17 protein-coding genes are annotated in these 17,110 nt (G+C 61.1%); 2 read left to right on the forward strand and 15 right to left on the reverse strand.

Features of this window, described 5'->3' with window-relative positions; translation table 11 throughout:
• The first annotated feature begins 254 nt into the window (after positions 1-254).
• The gene (locus BSU04_RS42270; RefSeq protein WP_089166133.1) at positions 255-632 is read left to right on the forward strand and encodes a DUF883 family protein; all 378 of its coding nucleotides are present in this window, start codon (positions 255-257) and stop codon (positions 630-632) included.
• A 78-nt stretch (positions 633-710) separates the two neighbouring features.
• Here the strand turns inward: BSU04_RS42270 and ugpQ are convergent, their stop codons facing one another.
• From ugpQ to pilM, 13 genes are all read right to left on the reverse strand, one after another.
• Positions 711-1,454, reverse strand: coding sequence for a glycerophosphodiester phosphodiesterase (ugpQ, locus tag BSU04_RS42275; protein WP_089166134.1), 744 nt, complete (start codon positions 1,452-1,454; stop codon positions 711-713).
• Between the two features lie 23 nt (positions 1,455-1,477).
• On the reverse strand, positions 1,478-2,560 hold the full coding sequence (locus BSU04_RS42280) for a sn-glycerol-3-phosphate import ATP-binding protein UgpC (RefSeq protein ID WP_089166135.1): 1,083 nt from the start codon (positions 2,558-2,560) through the stop codon (positions 1,478-1,480).
• 10 nt (positions 2,561-2,570) lie between these two features.
• A complete protein-coding gene (locus tag BSU04_RS42285; protein WP_089166136.1) occupies positions 2,571-2,879 on the reverse strand; it encodes an antibiotic biosynthesis monooxygenase family protein in 309 nt (102 codons plus the stop codon).
• Positions 2,880-2,893: 14 nt separating this feature from the next.
• Positions 2,894-3,739, reverse strand: a complete 846-nt coding sequence (ugpE, locus tag BSU04_RS42290) for a sn-glycerol-3-phosphate ABC transporter permease UgpE (protein ID WP_089166137.1) — start codon at positions 3,737-3,739, stop codon at positions 2,894-2,896.
• Complete coding sequence (ugpA, locus tag BSU04_RS42295; RefSeq protein ID WP_089166138.1) at positions 3,736-4,620, reverse strand: sn-glycerol-3-phosphate ABC transporter permease UgpA; 885 nt, start codon at positions 4,618-4,620, stop codon at positions 3,736-3,738. The genes ugpE and ugpA overlap by 4 nt, the downstream gene beginning before the upstream one ends.
• Before the next feature lie 7 nt (positions 4,621-4,627).
• Complete coding sequence (gene ugpB / locus BSU04_RS42300; protein ID WP_089166139.1) at positions 4,628-5,950, reverse strand: sn-glycerol-3-phosphate ABC transporter substrate-binding protein UgpB; 1,323 nt, start codon at positions 5,948-5,950, stop codon at positions 4,628-4,630.
• A gap of 75 nt (positions 5,951-6,025) precedes the next feature.
• Positions 6,026-7,252: a deoxyguanosinetriphosphate triphosphohydrolase gene (locus BSU04_RS42305; protein WP_089166140.1), complete on the reverse strand. Its 1,227-nt coding sequence runs from the start codon at positions 7,250-7,252 to the stop codon at positions 6,026-6,028.
• Positions 7,253-7,671: 419 nt separating this feature from the next.
• Positions 7,672-8,748 carry a 3-dehydroquinate synthase gene (aroB, locus tag BSU04_RS42310; protein ID WP_089166152.1) on the reverse strand — a complete coding sequence of 359 codons (1,077 nt, stop codon included), beginning with the start codon at positions 8,746-8,748 and terminating at the stop codon, positions 7,672-7,674.
• A gap of 8 nt (positions 8,749-8,756) precedes the next feature.
• On the reverse strand, positions 8,757-9,263 hold the full coding sequence (locus BSU04_RS42315; protein WP_373452925.1) for a shikimate kinase: 507 nt from the start codon (positions 9,261-9,263) through the stop codon (positions 8,757-8,759).
• Positions 9,264-9,415: 152 nt separating this feature from the next.
• Positions 9,416-11,032 carry a type IV pilus secretin PilQ gene (locus BSU04_RS42320; protein WP_089166153.1) on the reverse strand — a complete coding sequence of 539 codons (1,617 nt, stop codon included), beginning with the start codon at positions 11,030-11,032 and terminating at the stop codon, positions 9,416-9,418.
• A 44-nt stretch (positions 11,033-11,076) separates the two neighbouring features.
• Complete coding sequence (gene pilO / locus BSU04_RS42325) at positions 11,077-11,913, reverse strand: type 4a pilus biogenesis protein PilO (RefSeq protein ID WP_089166142.1); 837 nt, start codon at positions 11,911-11,913, stop codon at positions 11,077-11,079.
• Entirely contained in the window at positions 11,910-12,617 is a 708-nt protein-coding gene (locus BSU04_RS42330; RefSeq protein WP_089166143.1) for a hypothetical protein, read from the reverse strand. The genes pilO and BSU04_RS42330 overlap by 4 nt, the downstream gene beginning before the upstream one ends.
• A complete protein-coding gene (gene pilM, locus BSU04_RS42335; protein WP_089166154.1) occupies positions 12,614-13,618 on the reverse strand; it encodes a type IV pilus biogenesis protein PilM in 1,005 nt (334 codons plus the stop codon). Before pilM ends, BSU04_RS42330 begins: the two co-directional genes overlap by 4 nt.
• 325 nt (positions 13,619-13,943) lie before the next feature.
• Between pilM and BSU04_RS42340 the strand changes: the two genes are divergently transcribed.
• Positions 13,944-16,352: a penicillin-binding protein 1A gene (locus BSU04_RS42340; protein ID WP_089166144.1), complete on the forward strand. Its 2,409-nt coding sequence runs from the start codon at positions 13,944-13,946 to the stop codon at positions 16,350-16,352.
• A gap of 58 nt (positions 16,353-16,410) precedes the next feature.
• Here the strand turns inward: BSU04_RS42340 and cyaY are convergent, their stop codons facing one another.
• Both cyaY and BSU04_RS48665 read right to left on the reverse strand, forming a co-directional pair.
• The gene (cyaY, locus tag BSU04_RS42345; protein WP_089166145.1) at positions 16,411-16,728 is read right to left on the reverse strand and encodes an iron donor protein CyaY; all 318 of its coding nucleotides are present in this window, start codon (positions 16,726-16,728) and stop codon (positions 16,411-16,413) included.
• Between the two features lie 127 nt (positions 16,729-16,855).
• The gene (locus BSU04_RS48665; RefSeq protein WP_306427261.1) at positions 16,856-17,056 is read right to left on the reverse strand and encodes a hypothetical protein; all 201 of its coding nucleotides are present in this window, start codon (positions 17,054-17,056) and stop codon (positions 16,856-16,858) included.
• Positions 17,057-17,110 lie beyond the last annotated feature (54 nt).

The following is a 17,110-nucleotide window of genomic DNA, read 5'->3' on the forward strand; positions in this document are numbered from 1 at the left end:
CGTTGCGAGTATTCCTCGCAACGGCGTTTGTCTTTCAGCGCTTGTAAATATGACTCGCAGCGTGCGGTTTTCCGAACGCATCCGGGCAGTTTCTACTTTTACCGATTTTCTGCTTTTCGCCAGATGCCTTGCGTGGCAAGGCTCGAACGTGCAATGTTGAACGCGGCGGGGCAATCGGCATCCAACTTGCTCACCTTCTGTTTTTCCGCACTTTCGCGGCCCATCCACGATTCATCCATCGACGGAGCGATCCTATGAACGCATTCCCAAATACGCGAGATGCCCTCGGAGATTCATGGAACTCCACCAGTCGCCGTGCACGCCGCATTTCGCGTCATAGCCGCGACGCGGCGCAGGACATTGGCGGCGAATTGCGCACGCTTATTTCGGAAATTGAAGAAACACTGTCAGAAGGGACGTCAGCCGACGTCGCCGCGCTGCGCGCTCAATTGAGCAAGAGCGTGGATTCGGCACGCGAGCGTTTGAATAATACGCAAGACGCGGTGCGCGCTCGTGCGAATGCGGCCCTGGCCGATGCGGACACCTATATTCACGACAAACCGTGGCAAACCATTGCCCTGGTGGGCGGCCTGGCGCTGGTAGCAGGCGTGTTGCTGGCCCGCGCCCGATAAGTCTTTTGCTTGTATCGATGAAAAACGCGCGCCGGAATCGCTTCCGGCGCGCGGTTTCACGTGTTTGCGTATTTCAGCTCAATCCAGAAAATCAGCGCCGATTACGTCGATCCGGTCCGTGCAGATCGCGTCCACGCCCCATTTCGCGAGCTGGCGCGCCCGTTCGGGGTCGTTGACGGTGTAAGCCAGTATCCGCAAGCCGGAAACCTTGATCTCCGCAACCAGACGCTCGTCCAGCGTCTTGTGATCAGCATGCAGTGACACGCACGCCAACGCCGCGGTTTGGGCGCGCCAGTCGCCGGGAATGGCTTGGTAGAGCAAACCGCGCGGCAGATCGGGCGCAGCGCCGGCAGCGGCCTCAAGCGCAGCGTACGAAAACGACGACAGCAGCGGCGCCGTTTCTGCTCCTGACCACAGCCGCGCGGCTTCCTGCGCCACTAAAACGCCCGTCTCCACGTCGCGCCCTTCGCACGGCTTGATTTCGATATTCGCCGCCAATCCGTGCGAAAAACACCGTTGCGCGACCTGGACGAGCGTTGGCATGCGTGCGCCGGCGAAACTCGGATCGAACCAGCTTCCGGCATCGAGTTGTTCAAGTTCTTCGTAGCGAAGATTTTTCGCCGCACCGCGCCCGTTCGACGTGCGGTCGACGAGGTCGTCGTGTAGCAAAAACACAACGTTATCCGCCGATAATTTCGCATCGAATTCGATCATTTTCAGACCGAGGCGCGCACCGGTGTCAATACCGTCGAGCGTGTTTTCCGGCGCGACTTTCCCGCCGCCGCGATGCGCGACGATGCGCGGATAAGGCCAGATTTTCATGTTCTTGTACCCTCTCGTTCCCTTTAATTAACGCGTAAGCCCGTTGCCGGATCGAAAATGTGAAGACGGTGAGCCGGCAGCGCCACTTCCAGCGCCTCGCCGCGCGCCGGACGATGTTCATGCGGCAAACGCACCGCGACGTCGTGTTTGCCCCAGCGGCCATGCGCGAGGTTATCGGCGCCGAGGAGTTCACAGGAATCCACAGTCAGCGAGACATGTGCGCTCTGCTGCTCCGGCAACATGTGTTCCGGCCGAATGCCTAATACCCACTCACGGCCCTTCAAATCCTGTTGCAGCGACTGCATGCCCGCGAGCGGCAGGCGTGGCCCATTACCCGCGACATCGAAGCCAGACCCGTCGTCCGACACACGGCCTTCCAGCAGATTCATCGCCGGTGAGCCGATAAAGCTTGCCACGAACACCGTCGCCGGCCGCTCGTAGACTTCGGTCGGCGGCCCGATCTGCTCGGCCCGGCCGCGATTCATCACGATCACGCGCTGCGCGAGCGTCATTGCCTCGATCTGGTCGTGGGTGACGTACAGGCTAGTGGTCGCAAGACGTGCGTGCAGCCGCTGGATCTCCAGCCGCATTTGCACGCGCAACTTGGCGTCGAGGTTGGACAGCGGTTCGTCAAACAGGAACACGGCCGGTTCGCGCACGATCGCGCGGCCCATTGCCACACGTTGCCGCTGGCCGCCGGACAACTCGCGCGGCTTGCGCGCGAGCAACGGTTCGAGTTCCAGGATCTTCGCGGCATTCTGCACGCGCCGGTCGATTTCAGACTTGCTGACACCGCCGATCTTCAGCGCGTACGCCATGTTCTGCGCGACGCTCATGTGCGGATACAGCGCGTAGTTCTGGAACACCATCGCGATGTCCCGGTCCTTCGGCTCCAGCTTATTCACCACTTTCTCGCCGATGGAAATCGTCCCTTCGGACACGCTTTCCAGCCCCGCGACCATCCGCAGCAAGGTCGATTTCCCGCAGCCGGACGGCCCGACCATCACGACGAATTCGCCGTCCGTCACTTCCACATCAATGCCGTGCAGGACAAACTGCTTGCCGTCGTAGGTTTTTTTGACGCCTTGAAGGCTCAGTGCAGCCATCGACCCGCCTTCATTTAAGGGCGCCCGCGACCGTCGCGAAGTGCGCGACCGCGATGCCCGGTTCATAGAATTTATGCAGCAACTCGCGCCACGTCTGGTAGTCGGCAGAGCCGCGGAAACCTTCCTGATGCGCCGCGACCGTTTCCCAGCGCACGAGCAGCACGTAATGCGAACCGTTGTTCGCGTCAGCGCCACGCACCAGTTCGTGCGAGAGATAGCCCGGTTGCGCCGAGATGATTTTTTCGGCTTTAGCGAACGCCGCTTCGAACGCGGCCTCTTCGCCCGCCTTCACCGGCAATTGAGCAACTTCAAGGATCATTGAATGAGCCTCCGTTATTTTTCGGAATCGACGAGACCACGTACGAACCAGCGTTGCATCGTCAGCACAACCGCAAGCGGCGGCAACATCGCCAGAAGCGTTGCAGTCATGACCAGATGCCATTCGGTGGCTGTATCGCCGGTTGCGATCATGCTCTTGATGCCGACCACCGCGGTTTGCAGCGACTGGTCACTGGTGATCAGGATCGGCCACAAATACTGGTTCCAGCCATAGATGAACGTGATCACGAACAGTGCGGCAATGTTCGTCTTCGACAGCGGCAGCACCACGTCCCAGAGGAACCGCAATGCCCCGGCGCCGTCGATGCGCGCCGCCTCCATCAACTCGTCGGGCAGCGTCATGAAGAACTGCCGGAACAGGAACGTCGCCGTCGCCGATGCAATCAGCGGCAATGTCAGGCCGGCGTACGTGTTGCTGAGGTGCATCGACGAAACGACCTGGACCGTCGGGAAAATCCGCACTTCCACCGGCAGCATCAGCGTGATGAAGATTAGCCAGAAGGCCAGGTTTTTAAACGGAAAGCGGAAGAACACAATGGCGTAGGCCGACAACATGGAGATAGCGATCTTGCCGATCGAAATCACGAGCGCCATGACCAGGCTGTTCAGCAGCATGTGGCCGAACGGCGCCGCCGCGTTGCCGCTGCCGTGCGTCCAGATAGTCACTACGTTCTCGAACAAGTGCGTGCTCGGAACCAGCGAAAGCGGCACGCTGAATACTTCCGCTTCGCTCATGGTGGCGGCGCAAAAAGCGATGTACACGGGAAACACGACCAGCACCACGCCCACGATCAGCACCGCGTGGCAAAACAGGTCAAAACCGCGACGGTTCTCGATCATGAGTACTGCACCCGACGTTCAATAAAGCGGAATTGCACGACAGTCAGCGCCACCACGATCACCATCAGCACAACCGACTGCGCGCCGGAACTGCCGATATCGAGACCTTGGAAACCTTCGGCGAAAATCTTGTAGATCAAGGTTTTTGTGGACTGCGCGGGGCCGCCGCCGGTGGCTGCATCGATCACGGGGAAGGTATCGAAGAAGGCGTAGACCACATTCACGGTCAGCAGGAAAAAGCTGGTTGGCGAGAGCAACGGCAGCGCGATTCCGAAAAAGCGCCGCACGGGCCCGGCGCCGTCAATGGCCGCCGCCTCGATCAACGAACGCGGGATAGCCTGCAGCCCGGCGTAGAAGAACAGGAAGTTATAGCTGACCTGCTTCCACACTGACGCCAGCACGACCAGGAACATGGCCTGGGAACCGTTGAGCGCGTGGTTCCAGACAATGCCGTATTTCGCAAGCGCGTAGGTCACCAAACCAATGCTTGGATTGAACAGGAACGACCACAGCACGGCGGCAATAGCCGGTGCAACCGCGTACGGCCAGATCAACAGCGTCTGATACAGCTTCCTGCCCCTTGTCACCCGATCAGCGCACGCGGCCAGCAGCAGCGAGATCGCGAGACCCGACACGGTGACAAGCGTGCAGAAGATGATGGTCGTGTTGAATGACGCGAGGTAAAGCGGATCGGTGAAGATCTGCTTGAAATTCGCCAGTCCGACAAACTCGCTCGATGTACCGAACGCGTCCTGGGTCTGCGTGGCCTGCCACAGCGCCTCGCCGGCCGGCCACAGAAAAAAGAGCGCGGTGATGGCGAGTTGCGGCGCGACCAGCAGATAAGGCAGCAGGCTCGTATTGAACCGCGATCGTTTTTCCATGGCGAGTTTAGTTTCCAGCCTTTTCGAAGCGGCGCAGCAGGTCGTCGCCGCGCGATGCCGCCGAATCAAGCGCATCCTTCGGCGTTTTCTTCTGTGCCCAGACCTGCTCGAGTTCTTCGTCGACGATCGTGCGGATCTGCGGCATGTTGCCCAGACGCAAGCCCTTCGTGAACGGCAGGGGCGGCTTGTTCAACATCTGTTTGATCGCGGTATCGGCGCCGGGATTCTTGTCGTAGAAACCCTGCTTTTGCGTCAGTTCGTAAGCGGCGGTCGTGACCGGCAGATAACCCGTGTCCTGATGCCATTTGGCTGCGACTGCCGGCGAGCTCAGGTACGCCAGGAACTTGGCGACCCCCTTGTACGTGGCCGGATCCTTCCCGGCCAGAACCCAAAGACTCGCGCCGCCGATAATCGCGTTCTGCGGTGCGCCCTTCACGCTCTGGTCGTACGGCATCATGCCCGTGCCGAAATTGAACTTCGCGTATTTCTTGATGTTGGCAAGCGACCCCGACGAGTTGGTCACGATGCCGCAATCGCCGCTATAGAACTTCGATACCGCTTCGTCCTTGCGGCCCACATACGTGAACGTGCCGTCCTTCGCCATGTTTTGCAGGCGCTGGATGTGCGCGATCTGCAGTGGCTTGTTGAATTCGAGCACGGCGTTGGTGCCGTCAAAACCATTATTCTCCGAGGCGAACGGCAGGCCGTGCCATGCGCTGTAGTTCTCCAACTGAATCCAGCTCTGCCAGCCCGACGAATAACCGCACATGCCTGCTGCCTTCAGCTTTTTCGCATCGGCTTCGAGTTCGTCCCAGGTTTTCGGCGGCTGGGTCGGATCGATACCGGCCTTCTTGAACGCGTCCTTGTTGTAATAGAGGACAGGTGTAGAGCTGTTGAACGGCATCGAGATCAGCTGGCCAGTCTTCGAGTCACTGTAGTAACTCGCAATCGTTGGAACGAATGCCTTGACGTCGAGCGGAACGCCGGCTTGTTTGAATACGTCAGAAACGGGAATGACCGCCTTCTTGGCCTGAATCATCGTGGCTGTGCCGACTTCATACACTTGCAGGATCGCCGGCGCGTTGCCGCTGCGATACGCCGCAATACCCGCAGCCAGCGTCTGGTCGTAGCTGCCCTTGAAGACCGGCACGATCTTGTAGTCGCTTTGCGACGCGTTGAAGTCGTTTGCAATGTCATTCACGCGCTCACCGAGCGCGGATTCCATCGCGTGCCAGAACTGGATTTCAGTGGCGGCCTGCGCCTGACTGGCGCCAAAGGCGAATACAGCGGCAATGGAAAAGGCGCTGACCAACAACTTGCGACTACTCATGAGTAACCTCTCCTTGAACCCCGGTGGAGTTTTTTTGATTCGGACAAACGCGGAACGCGTCTGGAACGCGGCATTCTAGTTGTCGTCTATGACGAATAGACGTCCATATTCTTTTAATGCATAACGATCAGTCATGCCTGCGATGTAATGCGCGATCAGGCGTGCCTGCGTGCTGCCGGAAGCGTTCTCGCTGCCGCGGGGGTCGTTGGCGAACTCTTCCGCGATCGGTCCACGTGCCTGATAGGCCGGCGGCAGCAGGCGCGGGTCGTCGTTGAATGCCTTGAACAGCCCGCTCACCACGCGCGCCGCTTTGTTAGCCATCCGCATGACCTGGTAATGGCGATACAGGTTCTTGTAAAGAAACCGCTTGAGTTCGGTAGCCTGGGCGGCAACTGTCTCGCTGTGCGTGACCAGCGCCGGAGCGTCGCGCACGTCATCGACCGATTGCGGATTCAACCGCGCCAGGTTCTCGCTCGTCGACTCGATCAGATCCACGATCAACGTATTGATGATCCGGCGGATGGTCTCGTGAATCAGCCTTCGCCCTTCAATTTTCGGATACTCGCCGCGCGCCGCTTCGTAGTGCGTATGCCACAACGCGACATCGGCCAGTTGATCGAGCGTGATCAGGCCGGAGCGCAGCCCATCGTCGACGTCGTGATTGTTGTAGGCGATTTCGTCGGCAACATTTGCGATCTGGGCTTCTATCGACGGCTGCTTGCGATTCAGAAAACGTTCGCCCAATGCGCCGAGCTTCAGCGCGTTTTCATGCGAGCAGTGTTTAAGAATGCCTTCGCGGGTTTCGAAGCAAAGATTAAGGCCGTCGAACGCGCCGTAGTGTTCTTCCAGTTCATCAACCACCACAAGGCTCTGCAGGTTGTGCTCGAAGCCGCCGTGATCGCGCATGCATTCGTTCAGCGCATCCTGTCCGGCATGGCCGAACGGCGTATGGCCGAGATCGTGCGCCAGCGAAATTGCTTCGACCAGGTCTTCGTTCACGCGCAGGTTACGCGCCACGGAACGGGCGATCTGCGCGACTTCCAGGCTGTGCGTCAGGCGCGTGCGAAAGAGGTCGCCCTCGTGATTGACGAAAACCTGCGTCTTGTATTCAAGGCGGCGGAACGCCGTGGAGTGAACAATACGATCGCGGTCGCGCTGGAACTCGGTGCGCGCAGCGGGCGGTTTTTCTTCGAAGCTGCGGCCACGCGACTCGGCCGAATGCGCGGCATACGGCGCGAGATGGGCCTCAAGCGCGAACGACGTCGGCGTGATGCTGGAAAACTGGAATGTCTTGTCGCTCACCGGCTGCTCCGAATCATCGTTGCTTTGTTGTTTTTACTTCGTTTTTTGCTTGGCCCTGGCTTGGTCGTTTTCTCCGCGGCAACGGCTTTGCCCAGATGCGGCGCCAAAGAGAGTCGGCGCGATGTCCCAATCTTTCATCTATCGCGGCTTGGCGGTAATTCCCCAATCACCGTCCTCGTCTTCATCATGACGCCCGCACCTGAAAAAGCATCAACCAAGCCGGCGTGACTGGTTTCAAATCTGGAACGCCCTGCGGTTTACCTGTTGCCGTTAGCCAACGTGTTCTTTGCCGCCGTGACCACTACCGCTGCCGTTGTTAAGCACGCGTCACAGGGGGCAGCGCATTGGTGAACCCGGACGTCTCGCGACGGAGCTTCGTCAGAACAACCCACTGCTGCTGAACGCAGCCGCTCAGTCGCTCAGACGCTGGCCGCGAGCGTTGCGCGCACTGCCTCGTCCGGGGCACCCGTGATCTTTGTATTACCGAAACGCTCCAGCAGGATGAATTTGATCTCACCTGCCTCGGCTTTCTTGTCGACCTTCATCAAGTCGATATACCGATCCGCGCCAAGCGCTGGTGCCTTGACCGGCAGCTTCGCCGCGGCGATCAGCCGCGTGAGGCGCTCACGTGACGTTTCATCGAGCCGGCCGAGCCGCACGGACAGATCCGCCGCCATCACCATGCCGCAACCGACTGCCTCTCCATGCAGCCATTCTCCGTAACCAAGGCCGGCTTCAATTGCATGACCGAACGTGTGGCCGAAATTGAGAATGGCGCGCAAGCCGCCTTCGCGTTCATCGGCAGCGACGACCGAAGCCTTCACCTCGCACGAGCGCTTTACCGCATGCGTAAGCGCGGTGGGATCGCAATCGTTCAAAGCCGGGATGTTCGCCTCGATCCAGTCGAAGAATTCGCTGTCGGCAATGGCGCCCGTCTTGATCACTTCCGCGATACCCGCGGCCAGCTCGCGCGGCGGCAGTGTCTGCAGCGCCCCTATGTCAGCGATGACCGCTTGCGGCTGATAAAACGCGCCGATCATGTTCTTGCCGAGCGGATGATTGATGCCCGTCTTCCCGCCCACCGACGAATCGACCTGCGCGAGCAGCGTGGTCGGCACCTGGATAAAGGGCACGCCGCGCATGTAACTGGCGGCGGCAAAACCCGTCATGTCGCCGATCACCCCGCCGCCCAGCGCAATCAGCGTGGTCTTGCGGTCGGCGCGCTCGGTCAGCAGCGCGCTGAAAATCTGGTTGAGCGTCTCGAGATTCTTGTGCGCCTCGCCGTCGGGCAGAACGATGGTCGTGACTTTCTTGCCGAGCGGCGCGAGGGCAGCGCGGAGCGCATCGCCGTAGAGCGGATCGACGGTCGTGTTGGTGACAATGGCGATCGAAGAGCCCGCAATATGCGGCGCGTACAGCTCGGTCCGGCCAATCAGCCCGGCGCCAATATGGATGGGGTAGGCGCGATCGCCCAGTTCGACGTTGACGGTAATCATGGCGGACATTATGACGTAGCCGGCTTGGCGATGCCGGCCATCTCCAGTTGCATCAACACCATGTTGACGAGGTTATTCACGGTCGGCCGGCCGGTTTCCACGATGAAGTGCGCGCACTCCTGATACAGGGGATCGCGCGTCTTGTAGAGCGCTTCCAGCTTGCCGCGCGGGTCGTCGGTCTGCAGCAGCGGCCGGTTTTTATCGCGCCGCGTGCGCTGCCACAATTCGTGCGGCGTGGCGCGCAGATAGATCACGAGCCCGCGACTCTTCAGGTGGTCGCGATTCTCCGGCCGGAGAATCGCGCCGCCGCCGGTTGCCAGCACGATATTCTCGCGCCGCGACAAGTCGTCGATCACATCCGCTTCGCGCTGCCGGAAGCCTTCCTCGCCTTCGACCTCCCAGATTACCGGGATGCGCGCACCCGTACGCATCTCGATTTCGTGGTCGGAATCGATGAAAGAACGTTGTAACCGGCGCGCGACCGCCCGCCCCACGGTGGTCTTCCCAGCCCCCATGAGTCCGACAAAAAATACGTTCGCGTTCGCTTGCCCGGCTTCCAACTCGCTTCCTTATGCATTGATTCCGGTCCCGATTCTGGTCCCGTTCGTGCGGGAGCTTAAGGGCAAAAGGGCCGCTTTGTCGAGTCGGAAAGGCTTGCCGGCGGCCCTCAAAGACGCGCCGGAACGATATGCGGGGTAATGAAAATGACCAGTTCGCTGCGTGAATTGCGGCGCGCGGTATGACGAAAAAGCCAGCCCAATACCGGGATTTTACCGAGCAGCGGGACCCTCGTGACATCTTCGCGCTCGTCGGTGGAATATATCCCGCCGATTGCCACCGTGCCGCCGTCCTCCACCTCCACGCGTGTCTGGACGTGCTTGGTGTTGATCGCCGGGCCGGCTGCGGTCTGCTCGCCGACGCTGTCCTTCGATACGTCGAGATCAAGGATGACGTGGCCATGCGGCGTAATTTGGGGTTCGACCTCCAGTTTCAGCGCGGCCCGGCGAAACTGGACGCCCGACACGCCATTGCCAACTTTCGCCTGATACGGCAATTCTGTGCCCTGCTCGACTAACGCCTTCACGCGATCCGCTGTGATTACGCGGGGACTCGACACAATCTCGCCGTGACCTTCGTTCTCAAGCGCACTCAGCTCGACATTCAGCAATCGCGTAGCCTGCGCGGCGAATAGCGTCAGGCCGGCGGTCGCGGCGTCGAACCCGCCAATCGGCCGCGCCGATAAATCAAACACTGCACCGTCCGCGCCCGCCACAAGGCCCCGGGCGCTGCCGTCACCGGTGGGCGTCATCGACAGTTTCACACCCAGATTGCGCGAAAACCCGGTGTCGCCTTCCACGATGCGCGCCTCGATCATCACCTGCGGCGTCGGCTGGTCGATCCGCGCGATCAGCTCGGCGATCTGCGTGACACGGGCATCGAGGTCAGTGACGAACAGCAGGTTGGTGCGAGCGTCGGCCATGACCGAACCGCGCTTCGATAACACCCGCTGGCTGCCCGAACCCGTCAGGAGCTTGCGAACGTCGTCGGCGCGCGGATAGCGCAGAACGAACGTGCGGCTGGCGAGCGGTTCGAGATCGGCTTCACGGGCATGCGCTTCGTAGCGAAGGCGCTCGCGCGCTGCCAGTTCACTAAGCGGCGCGACCCAGATGACTTCGCCGTGGCGTTCCATCGCCAGGCCGTGGACGTCGAGCAGCGTGTCGAACGCGCGCCGCCACGGCACGTCCACGAGATTCAGCGAAACCAGCCCGCGGATCTTCTCGCTCGCGACAATGTTGACGCCTGAAAATTTGGCGAAGGTTTGCAGCACGGCGCTCAAGTCGGCATTTTTCAGGTTCAGCGAGATCGGCTTGCCATCGTCGAGCGACGTGACGGCGGGGTCCGCCGGACCGCGGCTCATACGCTCGATAGGCGGCAATGGGGTCGGCGGGCCTTCTAGCACAGGCGCGGCATCAGGTGTGGCCGCCGGAGGTGACGTAGCGGACGTAGCGGACGTAGCGGACATTGTGGCCGGCGTTGCGGCGGGTGTCAGCCAGGCTGTGTCGTCATCGGGCGCTTGCGCAACGACGGCGGCAGGAACTTCAACCGCGAACTGGTCCGTGGGCAGCGTCTCGGGAAACGGCTGGGGCAGGGGCGGCAAAGGGGGAATTTCAGCGTGAGCCGTGAGCGCCACCAGTAGCGACCCGGTCGCCATACCACGCGCGCAAATCCGCCACAGCAACGAGGACGAGCCGACGACCGACGCGCCACAAGCACCTTGAAGCATCGCGTTTACCGAACGGTTTAACAACCGCAAAAACCTCAGCGTCTTCATGGCTGATCATCCACGAAGCCAATCGTTCGCACGACCCCGTCAGGACGACTGAGCTCGATCGAACGCGAACGGACATTGCCAAGCCGCTCGTCGCCAATCATCTGGCCCGGCAGAAATCCATCGACTCCCGCAGCAGTCGCAACCAATGCCATTCCACGACGCCGAGCACGCAAAGTGCCGACAAGAAGCATCGCCCCTCCATCGCCCACGCTTGCGCCGTTCTTCACACCAAACGGATCGATAGCAAACGCATCCCGGCGCGACGGCTCCGGCCGTGTGATCGCCGGGAGGTCTTCGAATACTCTGAGCGTAGCTTCCAGGGAAAGCGCATTCGCCACCCGCTTCATTTGCACGTCTGCCGGAACGACGAGTCTCGGCAGCCCTTCCAGTGCGTCGAGAAACCGCCGGATCTCGCCGAACGAACCTTCGGCGCGAAATTTCAGCGGCCGCTCGATCTCGATCCCTTCGCCCTTCTGCGCCGACGGTTCGATCATGCCGATCCGCAAGCCGCTCTGAGCGGCCAGCGCAGTCAACTCATGCAGCGCATCGGCAACTGTCCAACGGACGAGCGGCGCACCATTGCCTAAACGAGCGCGCATTCCGGGCAACTGCGCAGTCATTGCTCGTGCCCGATCCAGGCGTTGCTGCGCATCGTGCGACGCCGCACGGCTTGCCTGCGTGCCGCTGAGATCCGAGGACCGCCACAACGACACGCCGGCAGCAAATACCAGCACTGCGATCACGACGCCCGTGAACGCGATCCGATGACCGCTCCAGGCATCCAGAGGCTGCAGCAATTGAAACCCGCGGGAGGATTTAGCGAGGCGGTTCATCGCGTGCTCCGGCTGGCGGCTTTCGGCTTCGACGACGCCTCTCGTATAGCGGCCTTCAGCAGCTTTGGCGTTGCCTCCCCGCCGGCGCTCTGCGTCCAACGCACGACCGCGATGAAATCGTAAGGGCCCGTCTTGCCCTGCGAATTGACCGCACCGGGTTGCACGGCTGCAACTGCAACTGCTGGAGGCCGCACGGCAACAACCCGCCGGCGCATTTCCACGATCTCAACGGCCCGTACGCCCGTCACTTTTTCGAGCGCTTTCAGCCACGCGGCGGCCGTGTGTGAATCCGGCGCGCTGGCGGCAAGCTCTACCTCGCTCACTCGCTGCGTCACCCGCTGCAAGCCGATATTCCCCTGCGATGTCCCCCGCGCGAGCGCGTCGAGCAAGCCGAGGAACCGGGCGCGCGGCTCAGCTAGTGGCGCGGCGGCGCTTTGTGCCCTTCGCTCCAGCACTTGGCGCTCGACCAGCCGCGCATGCTCCGCGATCGGTGCGCTCAGTTGCCGCAGCGCCACGTCGAACGAGTCTCGCTTCTCTTCTATATGCACCCTCTCCAACGCGTCCCAGCCCGCCACTGCACCGACACCAGCACATCCGGCCAGTCCCGCGCCCGCGAGCAACGCCAGCGCCCGGTTACGGGCTCGACGCCGGGCACCCGACCGGTATGGCAGCAGATTGAAGGCATGCAAACTCACGGCGCTCATGGCATCACCTCGCGCAGTGCAAGTCCCATAGCCACCGCAAAAAGCGGCGAATGCGCGAGACGCTCGTTCACCCGTTGCGCGCCGTTGCAAAACGGTGCGCATTCAAACGGCATGACCGGGCAGTCGAACAACGCAGCCAACATAGGCGTGGAGACGCCCGCGCGATTGAGCAACTCGATATCCCCACCGATATAAATCCAGTGCACCGGTAGTTCGTCGCCAACCAGATCGGTCAGCGCTTCAGTCGCGCTTGAATATTCCGGCGACGGGTAACGCACTTCGTTTTCGACGCCCTCCTCGCCGACAAGCCACGCGTGCAGCCCTGCGCTCTCTACCCAGCACGCGACAAAACGTTCCAGCGGATCAATCTCCATAGCGGCCGAATAACGCAAGGCGCGCAGCGCCGCGCCCGGTTCGCCATCGATCGCACTCAACACAATGTTCGCGGCCGCCGCCGTCTCCACGCGCGACTCCACATATTGCCGCCCAGTGGCCGCAATCGATACCTCTGCGCCGCCGTTCTCGAGCGCCTGGATAGACCAGTCGACCGCTAGAGCGCCCCGCTCGATCCCCGCCACGCGCTCGGCCTCCGCCAGCACGGCGGGTTCAAGCAAGCCGCGTGGATCACGACCAGCCGCTGCCGAAATGGACATCTCGCTAGTCTGCGCAAGCCGCGCAAGCGGCACTCGCGTGGTCAGTGTTGCCGACGCCGGCAACGCCATTGCACATCGCAGCGAGCGAAGTGTGCCTCGCGCTGGCAGCCGTGAAATCGCTTCTCGCAACGCCGCCGAGATAGCCATCCGGTCAATGAAATCCCCGCCGATCACCACGCCCGGCTCAAGCAGAATCTCTTCCAGCCGCTCGACACAAACCGGCCGGTTCGCCTGCAACCGCTTGCTGACAACGACCAGCCTCACCGCCCCTTCGGTAATGTCGATACCCGCCGCGAACCGGCGCCTGACGGTCAAGACCGAACCGCGCAATAGTGTTTGCGTACCCATGCTCATCCTCTCTTTCCAGGCCGCGCACCGAACTGTTCGGGCGCTGGCAATGAAACGATTGTGGGCAGCGGCGGTGGTTGCCACCATTCGTCCAAGTGGCTAACGTAAAGGGAGGAAGCGCCTAAAAAGCGCCGATGCGAGCGGGCATGAAACAAGCGTGGAAACGTTTCAAAAGAAGCGATGCAAACGTTAGCAGTCTGAGTTCGTCAACGCTTATCGTGACGAAAGAGGGGTTGCCGCACCCTGCGCGCAACACCGTAAGTAAGCCAGACGAAAGCCGTAAAGTTGGGCAGCTATAATCGCGGGACCGTTTTTTGGTGGTGCCATGCAATCTCAGTCTCCGTCGTCCCCTCCGTCCCGTCATCCCGAATCCCCGAAGCGTGTTCGCCCGCTCTGGATCAGGCTTCTGCTCGGATTGTTAATTTGCTTTGTCGGATTGATTGTCAGCGCGGGGCTCGTGCTCGGCTACGCGCTGGTAGTGGCCCAGCCCAACCTGCCGTCGCTCGAAGCGCTCACCGACTACCGCCCGAAAGTACCGCTGCGGGTCTACACGGCAGACCACGTGCTGATTGGCGAATTCGGCGAAGAACGGCGCAGCGTCGTGCGTATCCAGGACGTGCCGGATTACCTCAAGAAGGCAGTGCTCGCCATTGAAGACGCGCGTTTCTACGATCACGGCGGTGTCGACCTGACCGGTATCCTTCGCGCCGGCACGGTGGCGTTGACGAATGGCCACGCGTCCCAGGGCGCAAGCACGATCACCATGCAAGTCGCGCGAAATTTCTTCTTGTCGAGCGAAAAGACCTACACCCGCAAGATCTACGAGATGCTGCTCGCCTACAAGATCGAGCGCGCGTTGACGAAAGACCAGATTCTCGAGGTCTATATGAACCAGATTTATCTGGGACAACGCGCTTATGGATTCGCGAGTGCCGCGCGGGTCTATTTCGGCAAGGACCTGAAGGACATCACGCTCGCCGAAGCCGCCATGCTCGCCGGCTTGCCGAAAGCGCCCTCCGCGTATAACCCCGTCGTCAATCCGAAACGCGCGAAAGTTCGCCAGCAATACATCCTGCAACGGATGCTCGAACTGCATTACATCACGCAGCAGCAATATGAAGACGCGGCGAAACAACCGCTCGTGGTGAAGGGTGCCGGGCGCGAGTTCAGTGTTCACGCCGAGTACGTGGCGGAGATGGTGCGCCAGATGATGTACACGCAATATCGCGAAGAGGCTTATACGCTGGGCCTGAACGTAGTGACGACCATCGATTCCGCCGATCAGGACGCAGCGTATCGCGCCGTGCGCAAAGGTCTGATGGACTATGAACACCGGCACGGGTATCGCGGGCCGGAAGCCTATATCGATCTGCCCACGGACCCCGACGATCGCGAGCAGGCGATCGACGACGCCCTGGTCGACCATCCTGACAACGGCGAGATCGTCGCGGCAGTCGTCACCGAGGCTAGCCCTAAGCAAGTGAAGGCGAGTTTTATCGATGGCAACGTGGCAGTCGTGCAAGGCAACGATCTGCGTTTTGTCGCGAGCGCGCTCAGCACGCGGGCGCAACCCAACCAGCGTATCCGGCCGGGCGCGATCGTGCGCCTGATGAAAAACGACGACGACAATTGGGTCATCACGCAGTTGCCGCAAGTGGAAGGCGCGTTTGTTTCCATCGTGCCGCAGGACGGCGCGATACGCGCGCTGGTGGGCGGCTTCGACTACAACAAGAACAAGTTCAACCACGTCACTCAGGCGTGGCGTCAGCCGGGTTCGAGCTTCAAGCCGTTCATCTATTCAGCGTCACTGGAGAAGGGCTTGTCGCCGGCGACCATCATCAATGACGCGCCTTTGTACTTCAGCGCAGCAGAAACCGGCGGCCAGGCGTGGGAGCCAAAGAACTACGGCGGCGGTTTCGACGGCCCGATGGCCATGCGCACGGCGTTGATGAAATCGAAGAACCTGGTTTCTATCCGGATCCTGAACAATATCGGTCCGAAGTATGCGCAAGGCTATGTGACGAAGTTCGGATTCGATGCCTCCCGTCAGCCCGCGTATCTGCCAATGGCGCTGGGTGCCGGCCAGGTCACGCCACTGCAAATGGCGACGGGCTATTCGGTGTTCGCGAACGGCGGATACCGCGTCAATCCCTATCTGATCGCCGATATCACCGATCCGCGCGGCGCCGTGGTCTCGCATCCGCAGCCACTGGTCGCTGGCGACACCGCGCCGCTCGCCATTACGCCACGCAACGCCTACGTGATGAACAGCCTGCTTCAAAGCGTGGCGCAACGCGGGACGGGCGCGAGAACGAACCAGTTGAAGCGCACTGATCTTGCGGGAAAGACCGGCACGACGAACGACTCCCACGACGCATGGTTCGCCGGCTATCAGCATTCCCTGGTGGCAATCGCATGGATTGGGTACGACGCGCCGCGCAGTCTCGGCGACAAGGAAACGGGCGGCGGACTCGCACTGCCGGTGTGGATGGACTACATGAGCCGGGCGTTGCGCGGCGTGCCGGAATACAAGTCGACCATACCGCCCGATGTGGTCTCGCTAGGCGGTGAACTCTATTTTGACGACATGACGCCGGGTCATGGATTCGTGGCAACTATCGGAGTGAGCCAGGCCGTGCCGGAAGACGTCAGCGGCGGGACACCCTCTGCGCCCGCCCCGCAGGTCGGCGAGCAGGAAAAGCAGGACATCATGAATCTGTTCAAAGGTCAGTAAGCAGCGTGATGAACTCAGGCCCGGAGTCCGGGGCCTGAGCAGCAAATCAAGTTGTAGATCACGCTGAAAAGCGGATCGGCTCGCCGGCTTGCTCACTGGCGTACTGGCTGAGCGCTTCAAAAAACTCGCTGCCGTCGCGCGTGTTGCGCCATGCGCCGTCCACATACTTATAGTGAAAACCGCCTGCCTTTGCAGCAAGCCAGACCTCGTGCATCGGGGGCTGCAAGTTCACGATCAGCTTCGTGCGATTCTCGAATTCGAGCGTCAGGACATTACCGCTGCGTTCGAATTCAACGTCGGCTTCAAGGCCGTCCACGTCCCGCTCGATGGCCGCCAGCGCAGCCTCGGCGAGGGTCAGGTATTCGTTGTCGGTCATGCTAAACTCCATCGATTAATTAGTCAGGGACAGTAATGCAAGTCGTCTTCCGGATGAGCGCGATTGTAGCGGCTTTAGCCATTTCCGCCGGCATGCTGCTCGCCGCCTGTGGTCAGCGTGGACCTCTCTATATGCCCGTCGCCCCGCCGATCCCGGCTCGTCCCGCAAGCATGCCGCCGTTGCCGGCGAGCAGCGCGAGCGTGCCGGCGGCAGCATCGTCCGCCTCGTCTGTTGACAGTACCGGTGACGTTCCCGACACATCCGGTACGGCGCTTTCGCTCTCTCCTGACGACAACCTGAAATCGCCCTCGTCGGCATCGGCACCCAAAGCCGCTTCTTCCGGCGAATAGTCGTTGTCACACCGTGCTTGACCGTCCGGTCA

This window comes from Caballeronia sordidicola (genome assembly GCF_002220365.1).
Lineage (GTDB): Bacteria > Pseudomonadota > Gammaproteobacteria > Burkholderiales > Burkholderiaceae > Caballeronia > Caballeronia sordidicola_C.